Annotated in this window: 25 protein-coding genes; 12 read left to right on the top strand and 13 right to left on the bottom strand. The window is 71.0% G+C overall.

The window, feature by feature from the left end; all coding sequences use genetic code 11:
• Positions 1 to 279: hypothetical protein (locus J2Z33_RS11790; RefSeq protein ID WP_209841170.1), on the top strand; the 279-nt coding region annotated here is incomplete at its 5' end.
• Between the two features lie 90 nt (positions 280 to 369).
• Here the strand turns inward: J2Z33_RS11790 and J2Z33_RS11785 are convergent.
• Positions 370 to 1245, bottom strand: a complete 876-nt coding sequence (locus J2Z33_RS11785; protein ID WP_209841168.1) for a 3-hydroxybutyryl-CoA dehydrogenase — start codon at positions 1243 to 1245, stop codon at positions 370 to 372.
• Positions 1246 to 1398: 153 nt separating this feature from the next.
• Here J2Z33_RS11785 and J2Z33_RS11780 point away from each other — a divergent pair, with 153 nt between their 5' ends.
• Entirely contained in the window at positions 1399 to 2157 is a 759-nt protein-coding gene (locus tag J2Z33_RS11780; RefSeq protein WP_209841165.1) for a DUF6473 family protein, read from the top strand.
• Positions 2158 to 2227: 70 nt separating this feature from the next.
• On the opposite strand, the gene J2Z33_RS11775 is transcribed toward J2Z33_RS11780, so the two are convergent.
• The 6 genes from J2Z33_RS11775 to J2Z33_RS11750 all read right to left on the bottom strand — a co-directional run bounded on the left by J2Z33_RS11775 (position 2228) and on the right by J2Z33_RS11750 (position 6226).
• Positions 2228 to 3154 carry an electron transfer flavoprotein subunit alpha/FixB family protein gene (locus J2Z33_RS11775; protein ID WP_209841162.1) on the bottom strand — a complete coding sequence of 309 codons (927 nt, stop codon included), beginning with the start codon at positions 3152 to 3154 and terminating at the stop codon, positions 2228 to 2230.
• On the bottom strand, positions 3154 to 3912 hold the full coding sequence (locus J2Z33_RS11770) for an electron transfer flavoprotein subunit beta/FixA family protein (protein ID WP_209841159.1): 759 nt from the start codon (positions 3910 to 3912) through the stop codon (positions 3154 to 3156). The genes J2Z33_RS11775 and J2Z33_RS11770 overlap by 1 nt, the downstream gene beginning before the upstream one ends.
• A gap of 122 nt (positions 3913 to 4034) precedes the next feature.
• Positions 4035 to 4229: a hypothetical protein gene (locus J2Z33_RS11765; RefSeq protein ID WP_209841156.1), complete on the bottom strand. Its 195-nt coding sequence runs from the start codon at positions 4227 to 4229 to the stop codon at positions 4035 to 4037.
• A gap of 10 nt (positions 4230 to 4239) precedes the next feature.
• Positions 4240 to 4458 carry a hypothetical protein gene (locus J2Z33_RS11760; RefSeq protein ID WP_209841153.1) on the bottom strand — a complete coding sequence of 73 codons (219 nt, stop codon included), beginning with the start codon at positions 4456 to 4458 and terminating at the stop codon, positions 4240 to 4242.
• Between the two features lie 63 nt (positions 4459 to 4521).
• Positions 4522 to 5493: an NAD(P)H-quinone oxidoreductase gene (locus tag J2Z33_RS11755; RefSeq protein WP_209841150.1), complete on the bottom strand. Its 972-nt coding sequence runs from the start codon at positions 5491 to 5493 to the stop codon at positions 4522 to 4524.
• 22 nt (positions 5494 to 5515) lie between these two features.
• Entirely contained in the window at positions 5516 to 6226 is a 711-nt protein-coding gene (locus tag J2Z33_RS11750) for a COQ9 family protein (RefSeq protein WP_209841147.1), read from the bottom strand.
• A 110-nt stretch (positions 6227 to 6336) separates the two neighbouring features.
• Here J2Z33_RS11750 and rpsU point away from each other — a divergent pair, with 110 nt between their 5' ends.
• A complete protein-coding gene (gene rpsU, locus J2Z33_RS11745; protein WP_037282216.1) occupies positions 6337 to 6543 on the top strand; it encodes a 30S ribosomal protein S21 in 207 nt (68 codons plus the stop codon).
• Between the two features lie 291 nt (positions 6544 to 6834).
• On the opposite strand, the gene J2Z33_RS11740 is transcribed toward rpsU, so the two are convergent.
• Together J2Z33_RS11740 and J2Z33_RS11735 are read right to left on the bottom strand one after the other, a co-directional pair.
• Positions 6835 to 7488 carry an HAD family hydrolase gene (locus J2Z33_RS11740; RefSeq protein WP_209841144.1) on the bottom strand — a complete coding sequence of 218 codons (654 nt, stop codon included), beginning with the start codon at positions 7486 to 7488 and terminating at the stop codon, positions 6835 to 6837.
• 63 nt (positions 7489 to 7551) lie between these two features.
• Entirely contained in the window at positions 7552 to 9372 is a 1821-nt protein-coding gene (locus J2Z33_RS11735; protein WP_209841141.1) for a 5'-nucleotidase C-terminal domain-containing protein, read from the bottom strand.
• A 93-nt stretch (positions 9373 to 9465) separates the two neighbouring features.
• Here J2Z33_RS11735 and nudC point away from each other — a divergent pair, with 93 nt between their 5' ends.
• Positions 9466 to 10359, top strand: coding sequence for an NAD(+) diphosphatase (nudC, locus tag J2Z33_RS11730; protein WP_209841138.1), 894 nt, complete (start codon positions 9466 to 9468; stop codon positions 10357 to 10359).
• Here the strand turns inward: nudC and J2Z33_RS11725 are convergent.
• Positions 10356 to 11189, bottom strand: a complete 834-nt coding sequence (locus tag J2Z33_RS11725; protein WP_209841135.1) for a prephenate dehydratase — start codon at positions 11187 to 11189, stop codon at positions 10356 to 10358. The genes nudC and J2Z33_RS11725 overlap by 4 nt on opposite strands.
• 144 nt (positions 11190 to 11333) lie before the next feature.
• On the opposite strand from J2Z33_RS11725, the gene J2Z33_RS11720 reads away from it, so the two are divergent.
• The 5 genes from J2Z33_RS11720 to J2Z33_RS11700 all read left to right on the top strand — a co-directional run bounded on the left by J2Z33_RS11720 (position 11334) and on the right by J2Z33_RS11700 (position 17888).
• Positions 11334 to 11882: a c-type cytochrome gene (locus tag J2Z33_RS11720; RefSeq protein ID WP_209841132.1), complete on the top strand. Its 549-nt coding sequence runs from the start codon at positions 11334 to 11336 to the stop codon at positions 11880 to 11882.
• Between the two features lie 154 nt (positions 11883 to 12036).
• A complete protein-coding gene (locus J2Z33_RS11715; protein ID WP_209841129.1) occupies positions 12037 to 13983 on the top strand; it encodes an extracellular solute-binding protein in 1947 nt (648 codons plus the stop codon).
• A 10-nt stretch (positions 13984 to 13993) separates the two neighbouring features.
• Complete coding sequence (locus J2Z33_RS11710) at positions 13994 to 15085, top strand: microcin C ABC transporter permease YejB (protein WP_209841126.1); 1092 nt, start codon at positions 13994 to 13996, stop codon at positions 15083 to 15085.
• Positions 15086 to 15150: 65 nt separating this feature from the next.
• The gene (locus tag J2Z33_RS11705; protein WP_209841203.1) at positions 15151 to 16284 is read left to right on the top strand and encodes an ABC transporter permease; all 1134 of its coding nucleotides are present in this window, start codon (positions 15151 to 15153) and stop codon (positions 16282 to 16284) included.
• Positions 16281 to 17888, top strand: coding sequence for an ABC transporter ATP-binding protein (locus tag J2Z33_RS11700; protein WP_209841123.1), 1608 nt, complete (start codon positions 16281 to 16283; stop codon positions 17886 to 17888). The genes J2Z33_RS11705 and J2Z33_RS11700 overlap by 4 nt, the downstream gene beginning before the upstream one ends.
• Positions 17889 to 18000: 112 nt before the next feature.
• Here the strand turns inward: J2Z33_RS11700 and J2Z33_RS11695 are convergent, their stop codons facing one another.
• Both J2Z33_RS11695 and J2Z33_RS11690 read right to left on the bottom strand, forming a co-directional pair.
• Positions 18001 to 19404, bottom strand: a complete 1404-nt coding sequence (locus J2Z33_RS11695) for a serine hydrolase (protein ID WP_209841120.1) — start codon at positions 19402 to 19404, stop codon at positions 18001 to 18003.
• Positions 19405 to 19644: 240 nt separating this feature from the next.
• Positions 19645 to 20343, bottom strand: coding sequence for an HAD family hydrolase (locus J2Z33_RS11690; protein ID WP_209841117.1), 699 nt, complete (start codon positions 20341 to 20343; stop codon positions 19645 to 19647).
• A 113-nt stretch (positions 20344 to 20456) separates the two neighbouring features.
• On the opposite strand from J2Z33_RS11690, the gene clpS reads away from it, so the two are divergent.
• Entirely contained in the window at positions 20457 to 20780 is a 324-nt protein-coding gene (gene clpS, locus J2Z33_RS11685; protein WP_209841114.1) for an ATP-dependent Clp protease adapter ClpS, read from the top strand.
• A gap of 19 nt (positions 20781 to 20799) precedes the next feature.
• The gene (locus tag J2Z33_RS11680; RefSeq protein ID WP_209841111.1) at positions 20800 to 21819 is read left to right on the top strand and encodes a class I SAM-dependent methyltransferase; all 1020 of its coding nucleotides are present in this window, start codon (positions 20800 to 20802) and stop codon (positions 21817 to 21819) included.
• On the opposite strand, the gene J2Z33_RS11675 is transcribed toward J2Z33_RS11680, so the two are convergent.
• Positions 21807 to 22202: a hypothetical protein gene (locus tag J2Z33_RS11675; RefSeq protein WP_209841106.1), complete on the bottom strand. Its 396-nt coding sequence runs from the start codon at positions 22200 to 22202 to the stop codon at positions 21807 to 21809. The genes J2Z33_RS11680 and J2Z33_RS11675 overlap by 13 nt on opposite strands.
• Before the next feature lie 90 nt (positions 22203 to 22292).
• Between J2Z33_RS11675 and hemF the strand changes: the two genes are divergently transcribed.
• Positions 22293 to 23183: an oxygen-dependent coproporphyrinogen oxidase gene (gene hemF / locus J2Z33_RS11670; RefSeq protein ID WP_245218793.1), complete on the top strand. Its 891-nt coding sequence runs from the start codon at positions 22293 to 22295 to the stop codon at positions 23181 to 23183.
• Positions 23184 to 23249 lie beyond the last annotated feature (66 nt).

Here is a 23249-nt window from a genome sequence, read left to right as displayed (position 1 = left end):
CTTCGATCTCTTCATGGTCTCTCTCCGTCTCCTCGGCCCAAGCCTAAACTGGAAAAGTCCAGCTCGGCGCGGTCCAGAAAACGGGCAGCAGGTCACGAGATAATCGCTTTGCGAGGTTTGTTCATCGGCCCGAAGGAAGCCAGAACTTCCGCCAAGGAAGCCAGCGAGAATGGCGATCCTTATGAGATGAATCGAAGGCACTGGCGGACCGATCATCGAAAGGTGCTCGATTTCGGGAAGATTAATTTCGCTGCTCCGTTGCGCGTCTCTGGTTCGTGATAGGCTCGACCGGATGTTCTTGCGATGCGTCGAGATGCGTCGAGCAGCAAGGTGGATGCCAGGTCGGCTTTCTATGCCTGCAAGCTACCTTCACCGCGTCGGGACCGGCGTTCCGGTCCGATAGTCGTAGAAGCCGCGCCCCGCCTTGCGGCCGAGCCAGCCGGCCTCGACGTATTTCGTCAGCAGCGGGCAGGGGCGGTACTTGGTGTCCGCGAAGCCGTCGTGCAGGACGTTCATGATGGCGAGGCAGGTGTCGAGGCCGATGAAGTCGGCAAGCTCCAGCGGTCCCATGGGGTGGTTCGCGCCAAGGCGCATCGCCGTGTCGATAGAGGTCACGGTGCCCACGCCCTCGTAGAGGGTGTAGACCGCCTCGTTGATCATGGGGATGAGCACGCGGTTGACGATGAAGGCGGGGAAGTCCTGCGCGACCGAGGCGGTCTTGCCCAGCCGTTCGACGATGGCGATCGCCGTGTCGAAGGTCGCGTCGTCGGTGGCGATGCCCCGGATCAGCTCCACGAGCTGCATGAGAGGCACCGGGTTCATGAAATGGACGCCCAGGAACTTCTCGGGCCGGTCGGTGCGCGAGGCGAGGCGGGTGATCGAGATCGACGAGGTGTTGGTCGCGAGGATCGTGTGGGGCGCGAGGTGGGGGACGAGCGATTCGAAGATCGCGGTCTTGACCGGTTCGCGCTCGGTCGCGGCCTCGATCACGAGGTCGGTTTGGCCGAGGAGCGCGAGTTCGCGCGTGGGGATCACGCGGGCGAGCGCCTGGGCCTTGGCCTCGGCGGTGATGGTGCCCTTGGCGACCTGCCGGTCGAGGTTCCTGGCGATGACCTGGGGCGCGGCGGCCAGCGCCTCGGGGCTGGTGTCGGTGAGCAGCACCTCGCAACCGGCGAGTGCGAAGACATGGGCGATGCCGTTGCCCATCTGGCCCGCGCCCACGACGCCCACCCGTTCGACCGCCATCGCCGTTCCCCCTCTCATGCCGCCGTGCAGCATGGGCGAGGGGGACGAGCCGCGCAAGGGGCGTGGGCGGATCGCGACAAGTCGAGGCTTAGGGCTTTGGCAAGGTTTGGCCGCGATCCTGCCCCACGGGTGAACATATTCGTGGTGGGGACCATGAAGCACGACAGGTCCATATGGGCCGGATCGGGGCTTGCGCCATGCCGTTATGGCGCATCGCGGCTGCTGTTCCGGGGGCCCGAGCGAAGGCTCGATGGCGATTACGTGGCGGCGGTGGGAGGCGGCCTGACGCTGGGGCGCGGGGTGGCGGAGCCGTTCCCGGCGCTGCTGGAGGCGGAGCTGGGCGAGGTCTGCGTGAACCTCGGCCAGCCCGGCGCCTCGGTGGAGGCGTTCCTGGCCGATGGCGAGGCGATGGCGGCCTGCCGGGGCGCGCGGGCGGTGGTGCTGGAAGCCGTGGGGGTGGGAAACCTGTCGAACCGGCTCTATTCGGTGCATCCCCGGCGGAACGACCGCTTCCTGCGCGCCTCGCCGGTGCTGCGGGCCTTGTTCCCGGAGATGGACTTCGCGGAGGTCTGCTTCACCGGGCACCTGCTGCGCGGACTGCGGGAGGCGGCGCCGGACCGGTTCGACATCGTGCGGGAGGAGTTGCGGATCGCCTGGATCGCGCGGATGCGGGGGTTCCTGGATCTGGTGGGGCCGCGCGTGGTGCTGCTGTGGCGGCCGGAGGAGGGGGGCGGCGAGCCCGTCACGGTGACGGAGGGGATGGTGGAGGCGCTGCGGCCGCGCGTGGCCGGTGTGGTGGCGCTGCCCGGGGTGGGGATGGGCGAGGACGCGCATCGCGCGGTGGCGGCGGCGCTCGTGGGGCCGGTGCGGGCCTGCCTGGAGGAAGCTCGGGCCGCGGTCGCGGCCTCCTGATGGGATCGAAGCGGACGCGGCCGCGCCCCTGTCGGGCGCGGCCGCGAGGCCGGGTTCGGCGTGGGCGGCTTTACAGCTTTTCGGTCAGCTCCGGCACGGCCGTGAACAGGTCGGCCACGAGGCCGAAGTCGGCGACCTGGAAGATGGGGGCCTCGGCGTCCTTGTTGATGGCGACGATGAACTTGGAGTCCTTCATGCCCGCGAGGTGCTGGATGGCGCCGGAGATGCCGAGCGCGACGTAGAGGTTGGGGGCGACCACCTTGCCGGTCTGGCCCACCTGCCAGTCGTTGGGGGCGTAGCCGGCGTCCACCGCCGCGCGGGAGGCGCCCACGGCGGCCCCGAGCTTGTCGGCAAGGGCCTCGACGATCTCGAAGCCCTCCTTGGAGCCGATGCCGCGCCCGCCCGAGACGACGACCGGGGCCGAGGTCAGCTCCGGGCGGCCGGAATGGGCGGTGCGATCCTCCAGCCATTGCGACAGGCCGGGGTCCTGCGCGCCGGGCACGGTCTCCACCGGGGCGGCGTTGCCCGTGGAGGCGGCGGCGAAGCCGGCGGTGCGGATGGTCAGGACCTTGATCGGGTCGGAGGAGCGCACCGTCTGGATGGCGTTGCCGGCGTAGATGGGCCGCTCGAAGGTCTCCGCGTCGCTGATCGCGGTGACGTCCGAGATCACCATGACGTCGAGAAGCGCGGCCACGCGGGGCAGGATGTTCTTGGCATCCGCCGTGGAGGGCGCGGCGAGGTGGGAGTAGCTGGGGGCGAGCGCCACGAGGAGGGCCGCCGTAGGCTCGGCCAGCGCGTGGCAGAGGGCGTGGTCGGGGGCGAAGAGGACCTTGGTCACGCCCTGGAGCGTCGCGGCCTCGGCCGCCGCCGCGTCGCCGCCCTGGCCCGCGACGAGGAGGTGAACCTCGCCCAGCGGGGCCACGGCGGTGAGGGCCTTGGCGACGGCGTCGGTCGCCAGCTTGCCGTCGGTCACGTCCGCAAGAAGGAGAGTTGCCATCAGACCAGCCCCGCGCCCTTGATCATGTCCACGAGTTCATCGACCGACCTGGCCATCACGCCCGCCTTGCGGGTCGCAGGCTCGGTGGTCCGGAGCACCGTCAGCCGGGGGGCGGTGTCCACGCCGTAGTCGGCGGGGGACTTCTCCTCCATCGGCTTCTTCTTGGCCTTCATGATGTTCGGCAGCGAGGCGTAGCGCGGCTCGTTCATCCGCAGGTCCACGGTGACGACCGCCGGGAGCCGGACCTGGATCGACTGGAGGCCGCCGTCCACCTCGCGCGTCACGGTCGCCTGCCCGCCCTCGACCTTCAGCTCGGAGGCGAAGGTGGCCTGCGCCCAGCCGAGGAGGGCGGCCAGCATCTGGCCGGTGGCGTTCATGTCGTTGTCGATGGCCTGCTTGCCGCAGAGGACGAGGGAGGGCTCCTCCTCCTTGACGACGCCGGCGAGGATCTTGGCGACGGCGAGCGGCTCGATGTCCTGGTGGACGTCCTCGGAGGCGACCACGAGGATCGCGCGGTCGGCGCCCATGGCGAGCGCAGTGCGGAGCGTCTCCTGCGCCTGTTTCACGCCGATGGAGACGGCGACAACCTCGGTCGCGACCCCGGCCTCCTTGAGGCGGATCGCCTCCTCGACGGCGATCTCGTCGAAGGGGTTCATCGACATCTTGACGTTGGCGAGATCGACGCCCGAGCCGTCCGCGCGCACGCGGACCTTCACGTTGTAGTCGATCACGCGCTTGACCGGCACGAGGACCTTCATGGGCAGCGCTCCCTGGATGATCTGTCGGAGTGGGTGTTAGCCCGCCCGAAAACCAAGCGACAGGGGAAAACCGACCGATTGCGTCACGGGGACGCCGCATTCGGGCGTCCCCGGCGCGGCGGTCAGTCGGGCTTGGTGCGGCCCTTCTCGGACTTGCCGGATTCGTGGATGGTGTCGTCCTGCGGCTCGTGCAGGGAGCCGGAGGAGGGGAGGGGCTCGTTCGTCGGGGGCTGGGAGCCGCCTTCGGGGGAGGGCTTGGCGGGATTCTCGGTCAGTTGGCCTCCGCCGAGGCCGGAGGCGGTGTCGACTCGGCTCATGGATCGATCCTCACTGGCTGGGGGTGTCGGTGTTGCCTTCGAGCGGGCCGTGGCTGTCCACCATGCCGCGCCCGGCCTTGCCACGCTTGTCGGCGTGGTCCTGGGCGGGGGTGCCGCCCATGCCTGCGCCTTCGATCCAGTCGGTGCTCTTGCCGTTCTCGGGCGAGCCCTTGTCGGCGAACATCCCGCCGGGATTGGCGGAGTCGCTGTCCTCGTTGGTGCCTGCCATGATGGCCTCCTTGGCGTCGGGAGGCGGGACCTAGCGCCCCGGGGCGGAGCGCCAAGGCCTGCATCAGGCGATGCGGAGGACGATCTTGCCGACGACGCCGTTGGATTCGAGGCGACGGTGCGCCTCGGCGGCCTGTTCCAGCGGGAACTCGGCGTCCATGACGGGGCGGACCCGGCCGGAGGCGAGGAGAGGCCAGACCTCGCGGCGGAGGCTCTCGGCGATGGCGGCCTTTTGTGCGACGGACTGGGGGCGAAGCGTGGAGCCTGTGATCGTCAGGCGACGGCGCATGACCTGGTTGAGGTCGATCTCGGATTTCGGACCTTGCAGGAAGGCGATCTGGACGAGGCGGCCGTCGTCGGCGAGCGCCTTGAGGTTGCGCGGCAGGTAGGGGCCGCCCACCATGTCGAGGATCACGTCGGCACCCCCTTCGGCGCGCAGGATCTCCACGAAGTCCTCCGTGTGCCGGTCGATGCCGCGCTCGGCGCCCAGGGATTCGCAGGCGCGGGCACGGTCGGGGCCTCCGGCGGTCGCCCAGACCCGCGCGCCGAGGGCATGGGCCAACTGGATCGCGGTGGTGCCGATGCCGGAGGCGCCGCCGTGGACGAGGAAGCGTTCGCCGCCTTTCAGGCCTCCGCGCTGGAACACGTTGGACCAGACGGTGAAGAAGGTCTCCGGCAGGGCCGCCGCCTGCGCGAGCGAGAGGCCGGGGGGGACGGGAAGGCAGTGGGCTGCGGGGGCGAGGGCGTAGTCGGCGTAGCCGCCGCCGGGGAGGAGGGCGCAGACCGGATCGCCCAAGGCGACATCGGTCACGCCCGGACCGAGTGCGTCTACCCAGCCCGCGCCTTCGAGGCCGGGGAGGTCGGAGGCGCCGGGGGGCGGTGCGTAGCCGCCGGCGCGCTGGAGGGCGTCGGGGCGGTTCACCCCGGCATAGCCGAGGCGGAGGCGGACCTCGCCGGGGCCGGGCTCGGGGAGGGGGCGATCGGTCAGGGTCAGGACCTCGGGGCCGCCGGGGCGGCTGATCTCGATGGCGCGCATGGGAGTCGTCGGTCCTTCCGTGTCAGTCTTCCTGCCGCCAGCCGCCGGGGAGGTCGGCGGGGCGGCCCGGGGCGCGGATCTGCCCCATGATCCAGCCCAGGGGGCGGGCGAGGGGGCGCAGCATGGGGTTGTCGCGGGCCTCGGCCTTCCACTTCTCGAAGGCCATGACGCCGTCGATGCGGCGGTCGATGAAGGCATTCGTGCGTTCGAGCCGGGGGGAGTCGTCGCTCAGGCGGTAGAGCACGACGGAAGCCAGCACCGCCGCGAGCGTCGCCCGCTTGGAATACCAGTTGCCGTCGCGCGACGAGTCCCCGAGAGCGGTCCAGATGGCGTCGGCGGTTTCCCAAAGGAGGCGCGCGCCCAGGGCGGCGTGGGAGGGAAGCGCGAAGAGCGAGGCGGAGCGGCGCAGCGCCTCGCGTTCGGGGAGCGCCTGCATCCGGGCCTTGAGGGCGAAGGCGATGCGGTCACGCATCCGCAAGGTGGACGGGTCGGCGTCGTGAAGGGCGCGCAGCATCCGGCGGTCGCCCTGCCGGTGCCATTCCACGGCGAGGTCGAGCGCGCCGCGCGGGGCGGCGGCCTGCGCCTCGGCCAGCGTGACCTCGGCCTCGCGGGCGGCGGCTGCGAAGGCGCGGTCGGACCAGCCCTCGAAGGGGACGTGCGGCAGGATCGCCTTGAGCAGCGCCCCGCGCGTGGGGTCGGTGCCGAAATCGGTGGCCGGATCGTCGTCGGTCATCTGTCTCGTCCCCCTCATGCGCGGCTGGACAGGCCGCGTCCCCCTTGCTATAGGCCGGGCCTCCTGCATTGCCATGCGAAACTCTTACCCGGAAAGGTGGTGACAACCACATGCAGGTCTCCGTCCGCGATAACAACGTCGACCAGGCGCTCCGCGCGCTCAAGAAGAAGTTGCAGCGCGAAGGCGTGTTCCGCGAAATGAAGCTCAAGCAGCATTTCGAGAAGCCGTCCGAGAAGAAAGCTCGCGAGAAGGCCGAGGCGATCCGTCGCCAGCGCAAGCTCGCCCGCAAGAAGCTGCAACGCGAAGGGCTCCTCTGAGCCCTTCCGCCGCGACAGCCTGAACGACCCGAACCCCCGTGGGCCGCGCGCTCCGGGGGTTTTCCCCGTGGGGCGGGGATGATTTGGGGATGGCGTGCATCTGTGTCCGACGCATCCGCAGGTCCGCAGCGAGCCGGCGCGGCCGGTGCCGTCGTGGGGGCTGTCGGAGGGGGGCGGACGCGCGTCGTGGGGGCTGGCGGGCCAGTCGGACAGTCGCGGAAACCGTTTGGGACTCGCGACGGGGCCCGATCGGCTGACCCACGACGGGCGGCCGATGGAGAGCCCGCCGCCCTAGGAGGCGAGGATCCCCGCCCAGGCCGCGCCGTCGAGAAGCGTGGGCGCGACATGATGGGCGTGGGCGCCCTTGGTCGGGTGGATGTCGGGGATCTGCACCACCGTCAGCCCTGCCGCGCGGGCGGAGCGGGCGCCGGTCTCGCTGTCCTCGAAGGCGAGGCAGCGGGCAGGGGCGGCGCCGAGCCGCTCGGCGGCGAGGAGGTAGGGGTCTGGCGCGGGCTTGGGCGCGGCCACGTCGTCGAAGGTGACGAGGGTGCGGAAGTGGTGGCCGAGGTTGGCCGCCGCGATCTTCTCCTCGGCGGGAGTCCGTCGCGAGGACGTGGCCAGGGCCAAGGGAAGGCCGGCCGCGTTGAGTCGGGTGAGCAGGTCCACCGCGCCGGGCTTGATGGGGATTCCTTGGGCGAAGCGAAGCGTGCAGAGCCGGTCCCATTCGGAAAGGAAGGCTCCGAGCTCCACGGTGGCGCCCACGTGCTCCTCGATCAGCCGGGCGCGGGTGCGGTCGTCGATGCCGGCCAGGGTCTCGAAGAAGGCGAGCGAGACGGGGAAGCCCAGGTTGACGCAGGCCTCCACCCCGGCGGCGTTGCAGAGCGATTCGGTGTCGATGAGCGTGCCGTCGAGGTCGAAGATGACCGCGTCGAAGGGGGCGGGCATGGGGGGGCTCCGGGTTGGGGGGCTCCGGGCGGGGATACCGGGGCGGCGGCGGGCTGTCGAGGGTCAGAGCCGGAGGCGGAAGCGGTGGAAGCCGCCCTCGGCGGGGCCGAGGGGCTCGATGGCGCGGCCCTCGGGAAGATGGGCGAGCGCGCCGGGGCCGGTGTCGAACCAGGCGGCGGTGCCGGGGAGGGACGCGAAGCGCCAGCGCGGGCGTCGGGCGGGCGCGACGGGCGCGGCGCGGACATGGGCGAGGAGCACGTCGCGCATGGGCGGCCCGGAGCGGAGGAGGACACGGGCGCGCGTGGCCGGGCCGTAGCCGCCGCCCGCGCCGAGGCGGTAGCTGTTGGTCGCCAGCACGAAGCGGTCGCCGTCGGTCACGGGCCGTCCTTCGTGGGTCAGGTCGGCGATGCGTCCGCCTCCGCCGGAGAGGGCCAGTCGGGTCGGGTCCAGGGTCCAGGCGAGTCCGTCGATGATGTCGACGTTGTGCGAGGGCACGGCGGGGTCCAGAAGCGGCTGGTCCGTTTGGCCGGGCTCGAGTTGGCGGAAGGCTGAGGCCGACCGTTCGAGCCATTCGCGCAGGTCGGCGCCCTTGACTTCCAGGAGGCCAAGGGCGTTGGGGTGGAGGTAGAGGTCGGCCACCTGCCGCAGCGCCAGGGGGCCGGGCGGGATGTCGATGTAGTGATCGGGCCCGCCGCGCCCGCCGGCCTTGAAGGGGGCGACGGCGCAAAGGATGGGCAGCGCCGCCTCGGGCCGCCCGGAGAGAAGCCGCCGCGCCTCGGCCCGCTGCGCGTCCGCCACCACGTCGAGCGTGGCGTCGGGCCGGAGGAGGGAGAAGTAGCTCTGGAGGTGGACCTCGGAGCGGCCGACGGGACGGCCAGCCAGGGCGCGAAGCGCCGCGTGCGTCGGCTCGGCGAGGGCGGAAAGGCCGGGATCGGGCGGCAGATCGGGAGAGACGGGAATCGCCTGCGCGCGGTGGCTCGCCACGCGCCAGCCCGTGCCGTCGTGCGCGAGGTCGAGGTCGAGGAGGCCCACGTGGCTGCCGTGGAAGCCGGGCTGCACGGCGGGGCGGCCGTGGAGCGTGCCCGCCTGGGGGTCCACGCCGGGGCGAGGCGACTGGCGCGGGTCGGGAAAGGTGGCGTGGGTGTGGCCCAGCACCAGCGCGTCGAGGCCGGGGAGGGCGGCGAGGGGGAGGGCGGCGTTCTCCATCCCCGGCTCGGGCGCGGCGGGGCCGAGGCCGGAATGGCAGAGCGCGATCACGAGGTCTGCCCCGGCGGCGCGCAGGCACGGGATCTCCTCGCGCGCGGCGTCGAGGATGTCGCGAGCCTCCAGCCCCCCGGCCAGGGCCGCGCCGTTCCAGGCGGCGGACTGCGGCGGCGCGAGGCCGAGGAGGCCGATCCGCAGGCGGTGGCGCGCTCCGTCCGGGCCGGGGAGGTCGCGGTCGAGCAGCACGGAAGGCAGCGCGAGCGGCAGGCCCTCGCGGACGCGGAGGTTGGCGCAGAGCATGGGAAAGCGCGCAGGCGCGAGGGCGGCGCGCAGGGCGGGCAGGCCGCGGTCGAACTCGTGGTTGCCGAGGGCCGCGGCGTCGTAGCCCAGCGCGTTCATGGCGGCGATCATCGGGTGCGGGCCGGCGGGCCGGTCCGCCAGCAGGTCGGACAGGAGGCCCCCGGTCAGCGCGTCGCCATTGTCGAGGAGAAGGCAGGCGCCCGGCGGCATCTCGGCCCGTAGGACGCGGATCAGGTGCCCCGCCTGGGCAAGCCCGGTGGCAGGCATCGGGCGGTCGGCGTAGTAGTCGAAGGGCAGGAGATGGGCATGGAGATCGGTGGTGGCCAGCACGCGAAGCCGCGCCGTCGCGGGACGGCGGGGGTTCGGGGACGTTGGGCTCAAGCCAGGGCTCCGGGACGAGGGGTGCGATCCGAAGTTGAGGCAACTTCAGGTGGGACGATTGCAGGCCGACGCAGCGAAAGGGAAGCCGTGCGGATGGATTTGACGGGGCGCGTGACATTCGGGGGCTCCGGCCTCGACCGGGCGGGGGAGCTGCGGGGCGACGCGGCGGCCCTGGCCGCGCTGGAGGCCCGGCCGGGCGCCCGGGCGGTGGTGCTGCGCGCGGGCGAACCGCTGGTCGATGGGCCGGAGGAGGCGCCGCGTCTCGTCCGGGTACCGCTGGCGGAAGTGACGGGGGCGATCCTGCTCGGGCGCGGAGAGGACGGCGAGGGCACCTGGGCGGCGGAAGCGCCGGCCGAGGCCCCGGCCCCGGAGGGCGCGCGCTGGGTCGATCTGCGGTCGGTTATGGCGCAACTATCGCCGCGCGACGCGGAGCTGGCGGCCACGGCCAAGGCGGTGCTGGGCTGGCACGGGACGCACGGCTTCTGCGCGCGCTGCGGGGCCGCAAGCATCGTGGCGCAGGCGGGGTGGCGGCGCGACTGCCCGGCCTGCGGGAGCCAGCACTTCCCTCGCACGGACCCGGTGGTCATCATGCTGGTGCTGCGGGGCAACGACGTGCTGGTCGGCCGATCGCCCGGCTGGCCGGAGGGGATGTTCTCGCTGCTCGCAGGCTTCATCGACCCGGGCGAGTCCGTCGAGGCCGCCGTGCGCCGCGAGGTCCGGGAGGAGACGGGCGTGAGGGTGGGGCGGGTGGACTACCTCGCGAGCCAGCCCTGGCCCTTCCCGGCCTCGCTGATGCTGGGCTGCCGGAGCGAGGCGCTGTCGCGGGAGATCACGCTCGATCCGAACGAGATGGAGGCGGCGCAGTGGGTCTCGCGCGAGCGGATGATGCGGGTGGTCATGGGCGAGGACCCGGAGATCCGGGCGCCGCGCGAGGGGGCGATCGCCGGGTTCCTGCTGCGCGAATGGCTGGCGGGGCGGGTGGCCTAGCTTTCGTGTCGCGGGCGGGCGGCGGGGAAGACGCCCATGAGGCGGACGGTGGAGGAGAAGTAGTGCAGTTCCTCCAGCGCGCGGGCGAGGGCCGGGTCATCGGGGTGGCCCTCGACCTCGGCGTAGAACTGGGTCGCGGAGAAGCGGCCATCGACCATGTAGCTTTCCAGCTTGGTCATGTTCACGCCATTGGTCGCGAAGCCGCCCAGCGCCTTGTAGAGCGCGGCGGGGATGTTGCGGACGCGGAAGACGAAGCTGGTCATCATCGTGTCGCCCCGGCGCGACAGGTCGGCCTCGCGCGACATGATGAGGAAGCGGGTCGTGTTGCCGCCGTGGTCCTCCACGTCCGAGGCCAGCACGTCGAGCCCATAAACCTGAGCCGCGATCTCGGGGGCGAGCGAGCCCTCGGCCGGGTCGCCCAGCCGCGCGACCTCGCGCGCGCCGGCGGCGTTGTCGGACCAGGCGAGGGTCTGGAGTCCGTGACGCCGGATGAAGCCACGCGCCTGGCCGAGGAGTATGCTCATGCCGCGCACGCGGCGCAGGTCGGCGAGGGCCGCCCCCTTCACGCCCAGCACGCTGATGCGGACGCGGAGGAAGGCCTCGTCCACGATGTGCAGCCCGCTCTCGGGAAGGAGCTGGTGGACGTCGGCCACGCGCCCGTAGGTCGAGTTCTCGATGGCGATCATGCCGAGGTCGGCGGCGCCCGATCGCACGGCCTCGATGGCGTCGTCGAAGGTCGGGCAGGGGAGAGGGTCGAAGCCAGGGCGGGCCTCCAGGCAGGCCTGGTGGCCGTAGGCGCCGACCTCTCCCTGGAAGGCGATGCGGGGCATGGGGACTCCTTTCCCGGAGGGGGCTGCGGCAGCGCGGTCATGCCGCACCCGCCTTCGCCGGTTCATCGCGCGCCTACACCTTGCGGAGACGGGCGGGAAGCGGCTACACGGCGCGTCAATAGGCACGCTGGGACCCAACGCGACATGTTCGACACGATGACCCTCACCAAGATCGTCGGCGGCTTCTGCGGCACGCTGCTGGTGTTCCTGCTGGGCGGCTGGGCCGCCGAGGCGATCTACGGCGGCGGCGAGGAGGTCCACGCCGAGGGCGAGGAGGTCCAGCAGGCCTACGTCATCCCCGTAGAGGGGGCCGAGGGCGAGGAAGCCGCGCCCGAGGTGACGCCCGAGCAACTCACCGCCGAGTTCCAGACGGCCTTCGCCGCCGCCGACGCCGCCGCGGGCGAGGGCGAGTTCCGCCCCTGCTCTGCCTGCCACAGCCTCGCGCAGGGCGAGAACCGCACGGGCCCGACGCTCGCCGGCGTGGTGGACCGCCCCGTGGACGCCATCGAGGGCTTCGACTACTCGGGCGCGCTGGAGCAGGTGGCCGACGTGTGGTCGCCCGAGAACCTGAACCTGTTCCTCCTGGCCCCCCGCGACTATGCACCGGGCACCAAGATGAACTTCAACGGCATCCGCGATGTGCAGGATCGGGCGAACCTGATCGCCTACCTCGCCACCAACCCCGGCGGCTGATCGCCGCGCGAGGGAACGGAGTCGGGGCCGCGCCTGGGACAGGACGCGGCCCTTTCCGTTCGCGCCTCTCACGGCGCCTCACGCAATCTCGGCTTGAAACCCCGGGGGGAGGGCCGGATAGTCGGCGGGACCGCAGCCGACAGGAGGCTTGAGCATGACTGGACCCCGCCGCCGCGCCACGGCGATCGCGCTTGCCGCCGAACGGGGGGGTGGGGACCTGCGCTGGATCGGGCTGGGAGGGCTGGCGCTGGCCGCGCTGCTGGCCCTGCCCGCGCGGGGGCAGGAGGCGGCGGCCGTGCCCGCCTCGGCCGAGGGCGGGACGACCGTCTCGCACGGCTACAACTACTTCGGGGACCTGAAGTATCCCGCCGACTTCGCGCACCTGGACTACGTGAACCCGGACGCGCCCAAGGGCGGCGAGATCTCGGAGTGGAACCAAGGCAACTTCGACAGCTTCAACCCCTTCACCATCCAGGGCACCGCGACCCCGCTCGGCGCCTTCCCGTTCGAGTCGCTGATGACCTCGACCGCGGACGAGCCCGCCTCGCTCTACTGCCTCATCTGCTCGACGCTCGAATATCCCGCCGACCTCTCCTGGGTGGAGTTCGAGATGCGTCCCGAGGCCGCCTTCTCGGACGGCACGCCCCTGACCGCGCAGGACGTGAAATTCTCGTTCGACCTGTTCATGGAGCAGGGGCTCGAGTCCTTCCGCATGGCCTGGGGCCCGATCATCGAGAGCGTGGAGGTTCTGGGCGACCATCGCTTGCGCTTCGAGTTCTCGGCCGAATCGCCATCGCGCGACCGCATCCCGTTGGCGGGGGGGCTCACGATCCTGTCGCGGGCGGAGTTCGAGCGGACCGGCGCGCGCCTCGACGAATCCAGCAACGTGCCGTTCCTGGGCTCGGGGCCCTACACCATCGACAGTTGGGACATGGGCCGCCGCGTCGTCCTGCGCCGGGACGAGGACTATTGGGGCCGGGACCTGCCCATCAGTGTCGGGCGCAACAACTTCGACACCATCCGCTTCGAGTATTTCGCCGACAGCACCGTGGCGCTGGAAGCCTTCAAGGCTGGGGAATATACCTTCCGGGTGGAGAGCGACGCCCTGCTCTGGGCCACGGCCTACGATTTCCCGGCGCTCGACGCCGGGCAGGTGGTGCGGGAGGAGATTCCCAGCGGACTCGTCCCCGTGGCGGCCTATTGGGCCTTCAACCTGCGGCGCGAGGTCTTCCAGGACCCCCGCGTGCGCGAGGCCCTGATCCTGCTGTTCAACTTCGAATGGACCAACGAGACGCTGCTCTACGGCTACTACGAGCAGGTGCCGTCGTTCTTTGCCAACACCGACATGATGGCCGAAGGCCTGCCCACCGAGGGCGAGCTGGCGATCCTGCAACCTCTGGTGGATGAGGGACTCCTCGACGAGTCGCTCGTGACGTCTGAGGCCGTATTGCCACCCCCGTCGAGCGCCGAGCGCGACATCGACAGGGGCAACCTCCGCGAGGCGAGCCGGCTCCTGGACGAGGCGGGCTGGACCGTAGGCGAGGACGGCGTGCGGCGCAACGCCGAAGGGGAACCCCTCGTCGTCGAGTTCCTGGAGTTCTCTCCAAGCTTTCAGCGCCTCACACTTCCCTTCATCGAGAACCTCAGGCGCGTGGGCGTGGACGCGCGGTTCGAGCTGGTGGACCCCGCGCAGTTCACGCAGCGGCGCGACAGCTCGGACTTCGACATCAGCCGCTGGAGCCCGGCCTTCGACTTCGAGCCCGGAACCTCGGTGATCCAGTGGTTCGGCTCGGCCTCGGCGGCCGAGAGCAACCGCAACCTGCCGGGCGTGCAGGACCCGGCGGTGGACCGCATCGCCACCCTGGTGGCGCAGGCGCGGACCCGAGAGGAGATGGAGGCGGCGGCCCGGGCTCTGGACCGCGTGCTGCGGTCGATGCGGCTGGGGGTGCCGCGCTGGTACAACCCGAACTCCTGGGTCGCCTACTACGACATGTACGAGCATCCCGAGCCGCTTCCGCCCTTCGCCGTGGGCGAGCTCGACTTCTGGTGGTACGACGACGCCAAGGGCGAGGCGTTGCGCGCCGCCGGCGCCTTCCAGTAAGGCCGGGACCTTGGGCGCCTACATCCTCCGACGCCTGCTGCTCGTGATCCCGACGCTGTTCGGGATCATGGTCATCAACTTCGTGCTGACGCAGTTCGTCCCCGGCGGCCCCATCGAGCAGGTCATTGCCCAGATCGAGGGGCGGGGCGACGTCTTCGCCAACATCTCGGGCGGCGGCGGGGGCGAGACGACCGAGGCGATGGATGCGGGGGGAGACACGGCCGGCTACATCGGGGCGCGCGGCCTGCCGCCCGAGTTCATCCGCGAGCTGGAGGTCCAGTTCGGCTTCGACAAGCCGCCGCTGCAGCGGTTCCTGCTGATGATGTGGGACTATATCCGCTTCGACTTCGGCGAGTCGTGGTTCCGGTCGGAGTCGGTGGTGAGCCTGGTCCTCGACAAGCTGCCGGTGTCGATCACGCTGGGGCTCTGGTCCACGCTGATCGCCTACCTGATCTCCATCCCGCTCGGCATCCGCAAGGCGGTCAAGGATGGCACGCCCTTCGACACCTGGACCTCCGGGGCGGTGATCGTTGGCTACGCCATCCCGGGATTCCTGTTCGCGGTGCTGCTGATCGTGCTTTTCGCCGGGGGGAGCTACTTCCGCATCTTCCCGCTCCGGGGCCTCACCTCGGACAACTGGGAGGAGCTGACGCTGATCGGCAAGGTGCTGGACTACCTGTGGCACATCGCGCTGCCGGTGATCGCCACCACCATCGCCAGCTTCGCCACTCTGACGCTGCTGACCAAGAACAGCTTCCTCGACGAGATCAAGAAGCAGTACGTCATGACCGCCCGCGCCAAGGGCCTGACGGAGCGGCGGGTGCTTTACGGCCATGTCTTCCGCAACGCCATGCTGATCGTGATCGCCGGGTTCCCGTCGCTGTTCATCGGCGTGTTCTTCGGCGGCTCGGTCATCATCGAGACGCTGTTCTCGCTCGACGGGCTGGGGCGGCTGGGATTCGAGGCGGCGGTGGCGCGGGATTACCCCATCGTGTTCGGGACGCTCTACGCCTTCTCGCTCCTGGGGCTCATCGTCGGGATCCTGTCGGACATCACCTATGTCCTGGTGGACCCCCGCATCGACTTCGGGAGTCGCGGATGAGCCGGCGCCGCATCTTGGGAGAGGGTTGAATGTCCGAGGCCTCGGTCCCGCAGGTCGAGACGCTGATGGGCGCGGCGACGCGGCCGCGCCCGTCGCGGCTGTCGCCGCTGAACCAGCGGCGCTGGCGGACCTTCCGCCGCAACAAGCGCGCCTTCTGGTCGCTGGTGGTGTTCACCATCCTGTTCGTGATCTCGCTCTTCGCCGAGTTCATCGCCAACGACCGGCCGATCCTCGTGTCCTACCGGGGGGAGCTGCGGATGCCGATCTTCAGTTTCTACAGCGAGCAGTCCTATGGCGGCGACTTCCCGTCCGAGGCGGCCTACAATGACCCCGAGGTGCGGTGCCTGATCGCGACCGGGGGGCTCGCGGACTGTTTCGACGACCCGGAGGGGCTGATCGAGCAGGCGCAGGCGGGGACGATCGCGGACCCGGAGTTCCAGAACGGCTGGATGCTCTGGCCGCTGATTCCCTACAGCTACCGGACCATCGTGGACATCCAGGGCGTCGCTCCCTCGCCGCCCGATCGCCACAACTGGCTCGGCACCGACGACACCAAGCGCGACGTGCTGGCGCGGGTCATCTACGGCTTCCGACTGTCGGTGATCTTCGCGCTGATGGTGACGGCGGCGACGACGCTGGTCGGGGTCGTGGCCGGGGCGATCCAGGGCTATTTCGGCGGCTGGGTGGATCTGATCTTCCAGCGGATCATCGAGATCTGGGGTGGCATCCCGGAGCTTTACGTCATCATCATCCTGTTCGCGATCCTGGGACGAAGTTTCTGGCTGCTGGTGGCGATCATCGTGCTGTTCGGCTGGATCGGCGCGGTTGGCGTCGTGCGGGCCGAGTTCCTGCGGGCACGCAACTTCGAGTATGTCCGGGCGGCCCGCGCCTTGGGCGTCTCGAACGCGACGATCATGTTCCGCCACCTGCTGCCGAACGCCATGGTGGCGACCGTGACGATGCTGCCCTTCCGGATCACCGCCGCCATCGGCACGTTGGCGAGCCTCGATTTCCTGGGCTACGGCCTGCCCTCCTCGGCCCCGTCGCTGGGCGAGCTGTCGCAGCAGGCCAAGGAGAACCTTCAGGCGCCGTGGCTGGGCTTCACCGCCTTCTTCACCTTCGCGATCATGCTGTCGCTCCTCGTGTTCATCTTCGAAGGCGTGCGCGACGCCTTCGATCCCCGGAAGACCTTCAAGTGAGCGATCCCGTCCTCGAGGTCCGCGACCTCCACGTGCGTTTCGCCCAGGACGGCGGGCTCGTCCATGCCGTGCGCGGCGTGAGCTTCGCCGTCGGGCGCGGCGAGACGGTGGCGCTGGTGGGGGAATCGGGATCGGGCAAGTCGGTCACGGCGCTGTCCACGGTGCAACTGCTGGGCGACACCGCGCGGGTGGAGGGCTCGGTCCGCTACGAGGGGCGCGAGATGGTTGGCGCGCCCGAGCGGGATCTGCGGCGGGTGCGCGGCAACGATATCAGCTTCATCTTCCAGGAGCCGATGACCTCGCTGAACCCGCTGCATACCATCGAGACCCAGCTCCGCGAATCCATCGAACTGCACCAGGGGCTGCGCGGCGACGCCGTGCAGGCGCGGATCGTGGAGCTTCTGAACCGCGTGGGCATCCGCAACGCCGAGGACCGGCTCGGCGCCTACCCGCACCAGCTCTCGGGCGGGCAGCGGCAGCGGGTGATGATCGCCATGGCGCTGGCGAACGGGCCGGAGCTGCTGATCGCCGACGAGCCGACGACGGCGCTCGACGTGACAATCCAGGCGCAGATCCTCGACCTGCTGGCCGACCTCAAGCGGGACGAGGGGCTGTCGATGCTTTTCATCACCCACGACCTCGCCATCGTTCGGCGGATCGCGGATCGGGTCTGCGTGATGCAGGGCGGGCAGATCGTGGAGCAGGGGCCGGCGGCGGAGATCTTCGCGCGGCCGCAGCATCCCTACACGCAGAAGCTGCTGGCCGCCGAGCAGACGGGGCTGCCAACGCCGGTCCCCGCCGGGGCCGAGACGGTGGCCGAGGCGGAATCCCTGCGGGTCTGGTTCCCGATCCAGCGCGGCTTCCTCAAGCGGACGGTCGGGCACGTGAAGGCGGTCAACGACGCCACGCTGGCCGTGCGGGCGGGCGAGACGCTGGGGATCGTGGGCGAATCGGGGTCCGGCAAGACGACGCTGGCGCTAGCCGTCATGCGGCTGCTGCCCGCGACCTCCGGACGGATCGTGTTCCTGGGCCAGTCCATCGAGCGGTTGGGCCAGCGCGAGTTGCGGCCCCTGCGGCGCCAGATGCAGATCGTGTTCCAGGACCCCTACGGCTCGCTGTCCCCCCGCATGACGGTGGGCGAGATCATCGCCGAGGGCTTGGGCGTCCATGGCGTGGAGCCGGGGCGCGACCGGCGCGGAATGGTGGCCGAGGTCATGGGGGAGGTGGGGCTCGACCCCGCCACGATGGACCGCTACCCGCACGAGTTCTCGGGCGGGCAGCGGCAGCGCATCGCCATCGCGCGGGCGCTGGTCCTCAAGCCCCGGCTGATGGTGCTGGACGAGCCGACGAGCGCGCTCGACATGACGGTGCAGGTGCAGATCGTGCAACTCCTGCGCGGGCTCCAGCAGAGGCACGGGCTGGCGTTCCTGTTCATCAGCCACGATCTCAAGGTGATCCGGGCGATGTCGCACCGGGTGCTGGTGATGAAGGACGGCGACGTGGTGGAGCAGGGGCCGGCGGCCGAGGTCTTCGGCGCCCCCCGGTCGGACTACACGCGGACGCTGATGGCGGCGGCCTTTCCGGCGGCACAGGCGGCGGAGTAGGGCGGGCCGCCCCATGAACGGAAAAGGGGGCCGCTTGGCCCCCTTCATCATTCTTTCGGGCCGGCGTCCCGACTGCGCAGGCCACCCGTCGGGGCGGCTCCGCGGGCGGGCCTCACTCCTCGGTGCCGATCATGAAGCAGGTGGTCCCCCGGGCTTGGAGGCGGCGGCAGGCGAGGTCGGCCTCCTCGCGGGTCAGGCCCATGATGTTGCCGTCGAAGCCACCCGACCGCTGGATGACCCGGCGCAGCCCGTCGCCGAGCGTGGTCGACTCGGCCAGCGCCACCTGGATCAGCGCCCGCTCCGCCCGGTCGCGTGTGGTGAAGCTGCCCAGGTTGATGCCCCAGAGCGAGCCGCCGGAGGTCGAGAGGCGCTGCACGACCTCGGGCTCGGGCGCGACCAGCGGAGCCGATTCGGGTCGGATGGCGGCGGCGGTCATGATGATCTCGGTCGGGCCCTTGTCGGGCTCGGCGAGGGCGGCGGTGACGGCATCCTCGATCTCCTCGTCCGAGACGGCGGTGGCGAAGGCCACGACCGTGGAGCCGGGGCGCGGCTGCGGGCGCAGCGAGGTCTCGATGAGGCCGCTGACGCGCACCTTGCCCTGCGGAGCTGGGGCTTGGGCCTCGGCGGGCGCGGCGTTCGTGTTGGCGGCCACCCGCGTCGTCGCGGCGGCCACGGGCGGGTCGGTCATCACCACCTGGGCGTGGGCGGGCGCGTGGGCGAAGCCCATGTCGAGGAGCCGCGCCGTCCGGGCGTTGCGGTCGGCGGTCGAGGTGCCGCCGAAGACGGTGGCGATGATCCGCACGTCGCCGCGCTGCGCCGAGGCGGTCAGGTTGTAGCCCGCCGCGTTGGTGAAGCCGGTCTTGATGCCGTCCGCGCCATCGTAGGCGTCGAGGAAGCGGCGGTTGGTGTTGGCGACCTGCGCGAGGCCCGCATCGGCGGTCCGGCGCGAGAACAGGTTGTAGTACTGGGGGAAGTCATAGATCAGGTGCCGCCCCAGGATGCTCATGTCCCGGGCGGTGGAGTAGTGCCCCTGCTCGGTCAGACCGTTGGGGTTCATGAAGTGGGTGTCCTTCATGCCCATGGCCTGCGCCATCGCGTTCATGCGGTCGGAGAACCCCTCGCGCGAGCCGCCGAGCGCATAGCCGATGGCCATGGCGGCGTCGTTGGCGGACTTCACGGCCGCCGCGCGGAGAAGATAGCGGAGCTTGATCTCCTGCCCCGCGCGCAGGCCAAGCCGCGAGGGCGGCTCGTCGGCGGCATCGCGGGGGATGCGAACCACGGTGTCGAGCGAGATCTGACCCTGCTGGATCGCCTGGAAGGCGAGATAGAGCGTCATCATCTTGGTGAGCGACGCCGGATGCAGCGGCGTCTCGGCGTTCTCCTCGTGGAAGATCTGGCCGGTGCGCGCGTCCATGACGAAGGCGGCGTAGGGCGCGGCCTGCGCCGCGACAGCGCCGAGAACGTTCGCGACAAGGATGACCGCCAGCCAGGCTGACCGCCGGATTCGACTGCCCATGACACTGCCCCTTCTTGCCCCGGGGAACGGATGCGTGCCCGTTCACCTCTTATGGAGGAGGAGGATACCACGGGGAGCGGCGACGCAAAAGCATCTTGCGGGACCGGGTCCGCGACCGCGCGAGCGATTGACCCCTAGCCGTTGCGGTCGGCGCGGCGCGCGCCTACCACGGGCGGGGTGGCTGCTCCGCGACGGCCGGTTCCCTGCGCCGACAGAAAAATCCGCTGTGGCGTGTCGGCCTCAGTGCCGGGAATCGAGGGTGGCGACGAGGCCGGGGAGGTCGCCCAGCGAGGGAATCTCCCGGAAGCGGGGGTGGTCGCGCGGCGGGTCGGCGTGCTCCAGCTCCCAGGTCAGGCCATGGGGCACGTGGACGCCCCAGGCCCCGGCGGCCAGCGCCGGGATCACGTCGGACTTGAGCGAGTTGCCGATCATCATCGACTGTCGTCCGCCGTGGCGCGCGAACACGCGCAGGTAGGTGGCGGGGGTCTTGTCGCTGACGATCTCCACCGCGTCGAAGAGGTCGCCCAGGCCCGACTGCGCCAGCTTGCGCTCCTGATCGAGGAGGTCGCCCTTGGTGATGAGCACGACCTCGCCCTCGCGCGCCGCCGCCTCGACCGCCTCGCGGGCGTGGGGAAGGAGGTCGATGGGGTGCGCCAGCATGTCGCGCCCCATGGCCAGGATCTCCCCGATCACGGCGGCGGGGACGCGGCCCTCGGTCGCCTCCACGGCCGTCTCGATCATCGAGAGGGTGAACCCCTTGATCCCGAAGCCATAGATGCCGAGGTTGCGCCGCTCCGCCTCCCGCAGGCGGGCGCGCAGGCCGGGCCCGTCCATGTGGGCCGAGAGCAGCTCCTCGAAGCGGTCCTCGGTGCCGCGGAAGAAGCGTTCGTTGTGCCAAAGGGTGTCGTCGGCGTCGAATCCGATGGTCCAGGACGGCATCCGTGCTCCCTCGCGTCTTTCCTTGCGCGAGTCGTGGGCTTATATAGACACGACACGAAATTCCATCTTGGATAGGTCGGCATCGTCCCATGATCACGGGTCAAGCGTTTTCCATGGCCGGCGGGCCCGGCCGGGACCAGGACGGCGGCACCGGCATCAAGCTCGAGACGCGCAGCAAGACGCAGCGTCCCCCGCTCTACAAGGTGCTGATCCTCAACGACGACTACACGCCCATGGAGTTCGTGGTCCACGTCCTCGAACGCTTCTTCGGCATGAGCCACGCCCAGGCCTTCGACCTGATGCTGATGGTGCACAAGAAGGGCCTCGCGGTGGTCGGCGTCTACTCCTACGAGATCGCGGAGACCAAGGTCGCGCTGGTCATGGACTTCGCGCAGCGGCACCAGCATCCGCTGCAATGCACCATGGAAAAGGAATAAGGGCGCCTCGCCCGCCGTCATGTCACGCTCACGCCTCGCCACGGCCCTCGGGGAGGGCCTTTCGCTGCCGTCCGAGGGACTTCTCGTCCTGCGGCCCCCCTCGGCCATGGACCTCTCGGCCCTGCCCCGCGACGGGGTGCTGATCCGGCACAGCTTCCGCCCCGACCGCGACGCCTGGGCGGGCGCGGGCTACCGGGTGGTGGACGAGGGCGCCCCCGCCGAGGCGGCGCTGGTCTGCGTGCCGCGATCGAAGGCGCTGGCCCGCGGGCTGATCGCCGAGGCCGCGCGGCTCGCGCCGCTGGTGGTCGTGGACGGGCAGCGGACGGACGGGGTGGACGCGCTCTGGCGCGAGGTGCGGACGCGGCGCGACGACGTGCAGGGCCTCACGCAGGGGCATGGGCGGCTGTTCTGGTTCGCGGGCGGCGCGGGGTTCGAGGACTGGGCCCTGGGCGAGCTGGGGCAGGGGCCGGACGGGCTCTTCTCGCAGCCGGGCGTGTTCAGCGCGGACGGGCCGGACCGGGGCTCGCTGCTGCTGGCGAGCGTGCTGCCCGCCAAGCTGCCCAAGCGGATGGCCGACTTCGGGGCGGGGGTGGGCGTGCTGGCGCTTGCCGCGCTGGGACGCGAGGGGGTCGAGTCCCTCGACCTGATCGAGGCCGAGCGGCTGGCACTGGATTGCGCGCGGCTCAACGTGGCGGACCCGCGCGCGCGCTTCCTGTGGGAGGACGCGACGCAGGGCGCGCGCGGCCCCTACGACGGGATCGTGACGAACCCGCCCTTCCATGCCGGGCGGCGGCCCGAGCCGGGGCTGGGCCAGGCCTTCCTGCGCGCGGCGGCCAAGGCGCTGACGCCCTCCGGGCAGCTCTGGCTGGTGGCGAACCGGCACCTGCCCTACGAGGCCGCGCTGACGGACCTGTTCCGCAACGTCGAGGAGATCGGCGGCGACGGGGGGTTCAAGCTCCTCCACGCCGCGCAGCCGCTGAAGCTGAAGGCCGGGGCCAAGGCGGCGGTGGCGCGGACGCGCCGCGCTCACTCCGGGTAGGCGGTCCGGCAGGCCTCGACGCGGGCCTCCTGCTCCCGCGCGAGGCGGGCGCGGCGTTCGAGCAGGCTGTCCAGCTTGGCCTGCTCGGCGTTCAGGTCGATGGCGACGGGGCGGCTCACGTCGATCACGTCGGTGTCGTCGCAGCGGATCAGGCGGGTGTCGCCGTCGTCGTCCCGCACGCGGCAGAAGTCGCGGCGGACGCGGACCTCCTGGCTCTGCTCGATGGCGTAGCCGCGCCGCAGGTTGCCCTGGGTCTCGCGGACCAGCGAATCGATCACCCGCAGGTCGCGCGAGGCGGAGGACAGGCAGGCCTCCCGAGGGGTCTGGCAGGCCGTGAGGGCCAGGGCCGAGAGCAGGACGGCGGCGGTGATGGGGCGGCGCATGGGAGGACTCCTTGTTCCCCTTGTCCTAATCCCGTGGAGAAGGCCGGGAAAGGGCGCTAGGTCCGATATCCGATAGCAAGGAGGTGAGGCATGGACGCCGAGATGATGACCGACGAGAAGGCGCGCGCCTCGGCCTGGTTCGGGGATCTGCGGGACCGCATCGTGGCGGCCTACGAAGGGCTGGAGGACGGCGAGGCCGCCGGGGCCGAGGGGATCGCGCCGGGGCGGTTCCAGTTCCGCGAGACGCGGCGCAGCGCGCCGGACGGCGGCGACGCGGGCGGCGGCGTGATGGCGGTGCTCAAGGGCGGGCGGGTCTTCGAGAAGATGGGCGTCGGCGTGTCCACCGTCCATGGCGTGCTGGGGGCCGAGGCGCAGAAGGCCATGGCGGCGCGGGGGGTGCCGGGCGTGGCCGAGGACCCGCGCTTCTGGGCGTCGGGCATCAGCCTCGTGGCGCATCCCCGCAACCCGCACGTGCCGGCGGTGCACCTCAACACCCGGATGTTCTGGACGCCCGCCGCCTGGTGGTTCGGCGGCGGCACCGACCTCAACCCGGCGATCGAGTATCCCGAGGACACGGCGCGGTTCCACGACGTGCTGCGGGCGCATCTCGACCCGCATGGGGAGGGGGAGTATCCGCGCCAGAAGGCCTGGGCGGACGAGTATTTCTTCGTGCCGCACCGGGGGCGGGCGCGGGGCGTGGGGGGGATCTTCCTCGACGACCACAACTCGGGCGACTGGGAGCGGGACTTCGCGATGATCCAGGACATCGGCCGCGCGTTCCTGCCGGCGTGGCTGCCGCTGGCGGAACGGCGGGTGGCGCAGCCCTGGGGCGAGGCCGAGAAGGAGCGTCAACTGATCCACCGGGGGCTCTATGCCGAGTTCAACCTCGTGTACGACCGGGGGACGAAGTTCGGGCTGGCCTCGGGGCACGACGCCGAGGCGGTGCTGATGAGCCTGCCGCCGCTGGCGAAGTGGGTCTGAAGGGGCTCCGCCCCTCGCTTCGCTCACCCCGGGATATTTGGGGTCAAAGAAGGGCCATGTCCCGGA

The sequence above is a fragment of the Rubellimicrobium aerolatum genome, from assembly GCF_017872975.1.
Taxonomy (GTDB): Bacteria; Pseudomonadota; Alphaproteobacteria; order Rhodobacterales; family Rhodobacteraceae; genus Rubellimicrobium; species Rubellimicrobium aerolatum.
This window is presented reverse-complemented; position numbering and strand designations above follow the sequence as displayed.

What these genes read in the sequence shown, in the direction of transcription:
- J2Z33_RS11785 (WP_209841168.1), bottom strand. Translation starts at nt 1,245, where the DNA reads ATGGCGGTCGAACGGGTGGGCGTCGTGGGCGCGGGCCAGATGGGCAAC.
- J2Z33_RS11780 (WP_209841165.1), top strand. Translation starts at nt 1,399, where the DNA reads ATGAAGCACGACAGGTCCATATGGGCCGGATCGGGGCTTGCGCCATGC.
- J2Z33_RS11775 (WP_209841162.1), bottom strand. Translation starts at nt 3,154, where the DNA reads ATGGCAACTCTCCTTCTTGCGGACGTGACCGACGGCAAGCTGGCGACC.
- J2Z33_RS11770 (WP_209841159.1), bottom strand. Translation starts at nt 3,912, where the DNA reads ATGAAGGTCCTCGTGCCGGTCAAGCGCGTGATCGACTACAACGTGAAG.
- J2Z33_RS11765 (WP_209841156.1), bottom strand. Translation starts at nt 4,229, where the DNA reads ATGAGCCGAGTCGACACCGCCTCCGGCCTCGGCGGAGGCCAACTGACC.
- J2Z33_RS11760 (WP_209841153.1), bottom strand. Translation starts at nt 4,458, where the DNA reads ATGGCAGGCACCAACGAGGACAGCGACTCCGCCAATCCCGGCGGGATG.
- J2Z33_RS11755 (WP_209841150.1), bottom strand. Translation starts at nt 5,493, where the DNA reads ATGCGCGCCATCGAGATCAGCCGCCCCGGCGGCCCCGAGGTCCTGACC.
- J2Z33_RS11750 (WP_209841147.1), bottom strand. Translation starts at nt 6,226, where the DNA reads ATGACCGACGACGATCCGGCCACCGATTTCGGCACCGACCCCACGCGC.
- rpsU (WP_037282216.1), top strand. Translation starts at nt 6,337, where the DNA reads ATGCAGGTCTCCGTCCGCGATAACAACGTCGACCAGGCGCTCCGCGCG.
- J2Z33_RS11740 (WP_209841144.1), bottom strand. Translation starts at nt 7,488, where the DNA reads ATGCCCGCCCCCTTCGACGCGGTCATCTTCGACCTCGACGGCACGCTC.
- nudC (WP_209841138.1), top strand. Translation starts at nt 9,466, where the DNA reads ATGGATTTGACGGGGCGCGTGACATTCGGGGGCTCCGGCCTCGACCGG.
- J2Z33_RS11725 (WP_209841135.1), bottom strand. Translation starts at nt 11,189, where the DNA reads ATGCCCCGCATCGCCTTCCAGGGAGAGGTCGGCGCCTACGGCCACCAG.
- J2Z33_RS11720 (WP_209841132.1), top strand. Translation starts at nt 11,334, where the DNA reads ATGTTCGACACGATGACCCTCACCAAGATCGTCGGCGGCTTCTGCGGC.
- J2Z33_RS11715 (WP_209841129.1), top strand. Translation starts at nt 12,037, where the DNA reads ATGACTGGACCCCGCCGCCGCGCCACGGCGATCGCGCTTGCCGCCGAA.
- J2Z33_RS11705 (WP_209841203.1), top strand. Translation starts at nt 15,151, where the DNA reads ATGGGCGCGGCGACGCGGCCGCGCCCGTCGCGGCTGTCGCCGCTGAAC.
- J2Z33_RS11695 (WP_209841120.1), bottom strand. Translation starts at nt 19,404, where the DNA reads ATGGGCAGTCGAATCCGGCGGTCAGCCTGGCTGGCGGTCATCCTTGTC.
- J2Z33_RS11690 (WP_209841117.1), bottom strand. Translation starts at nt 20,343, where the DNA reads ATGCCGTCCTGGACCATCGGATTCGACGCCGACGACACCCTTTGGCAC.
- clpS (WP_209841114.1), top strand. Translation starts at nt 20,457, where the DNA reads ATGGCCGGCGGGCCCGGCCGGGACCAGGACGGCGGCACCGGCATCAAG.
- J2Z33_RS11680 (WP_209841111.1), top strand. Translation starts at nt 20,800, where the DNA reads ATGTCACGCTCACGCCTCGCCACGGCCCTCGGGGAGGGCCTTTCGCTG.
- J2Z33_RS11675 (WP_209841106.1), bottom strand. Translation starts at nt 22,202, where the DNA reads ATGCGCCGCCCCATCACCGCCGCCGTCCTGCTCTCGGCCCTGGCCCTC.
- hemF (WP_245218793.1), top strand. Translation starts at nt 22,293, where the DNA reads ATGGACGCCGAGATGATGACCGACGAGAAGGCGCGCGCCTCGGCCTGG.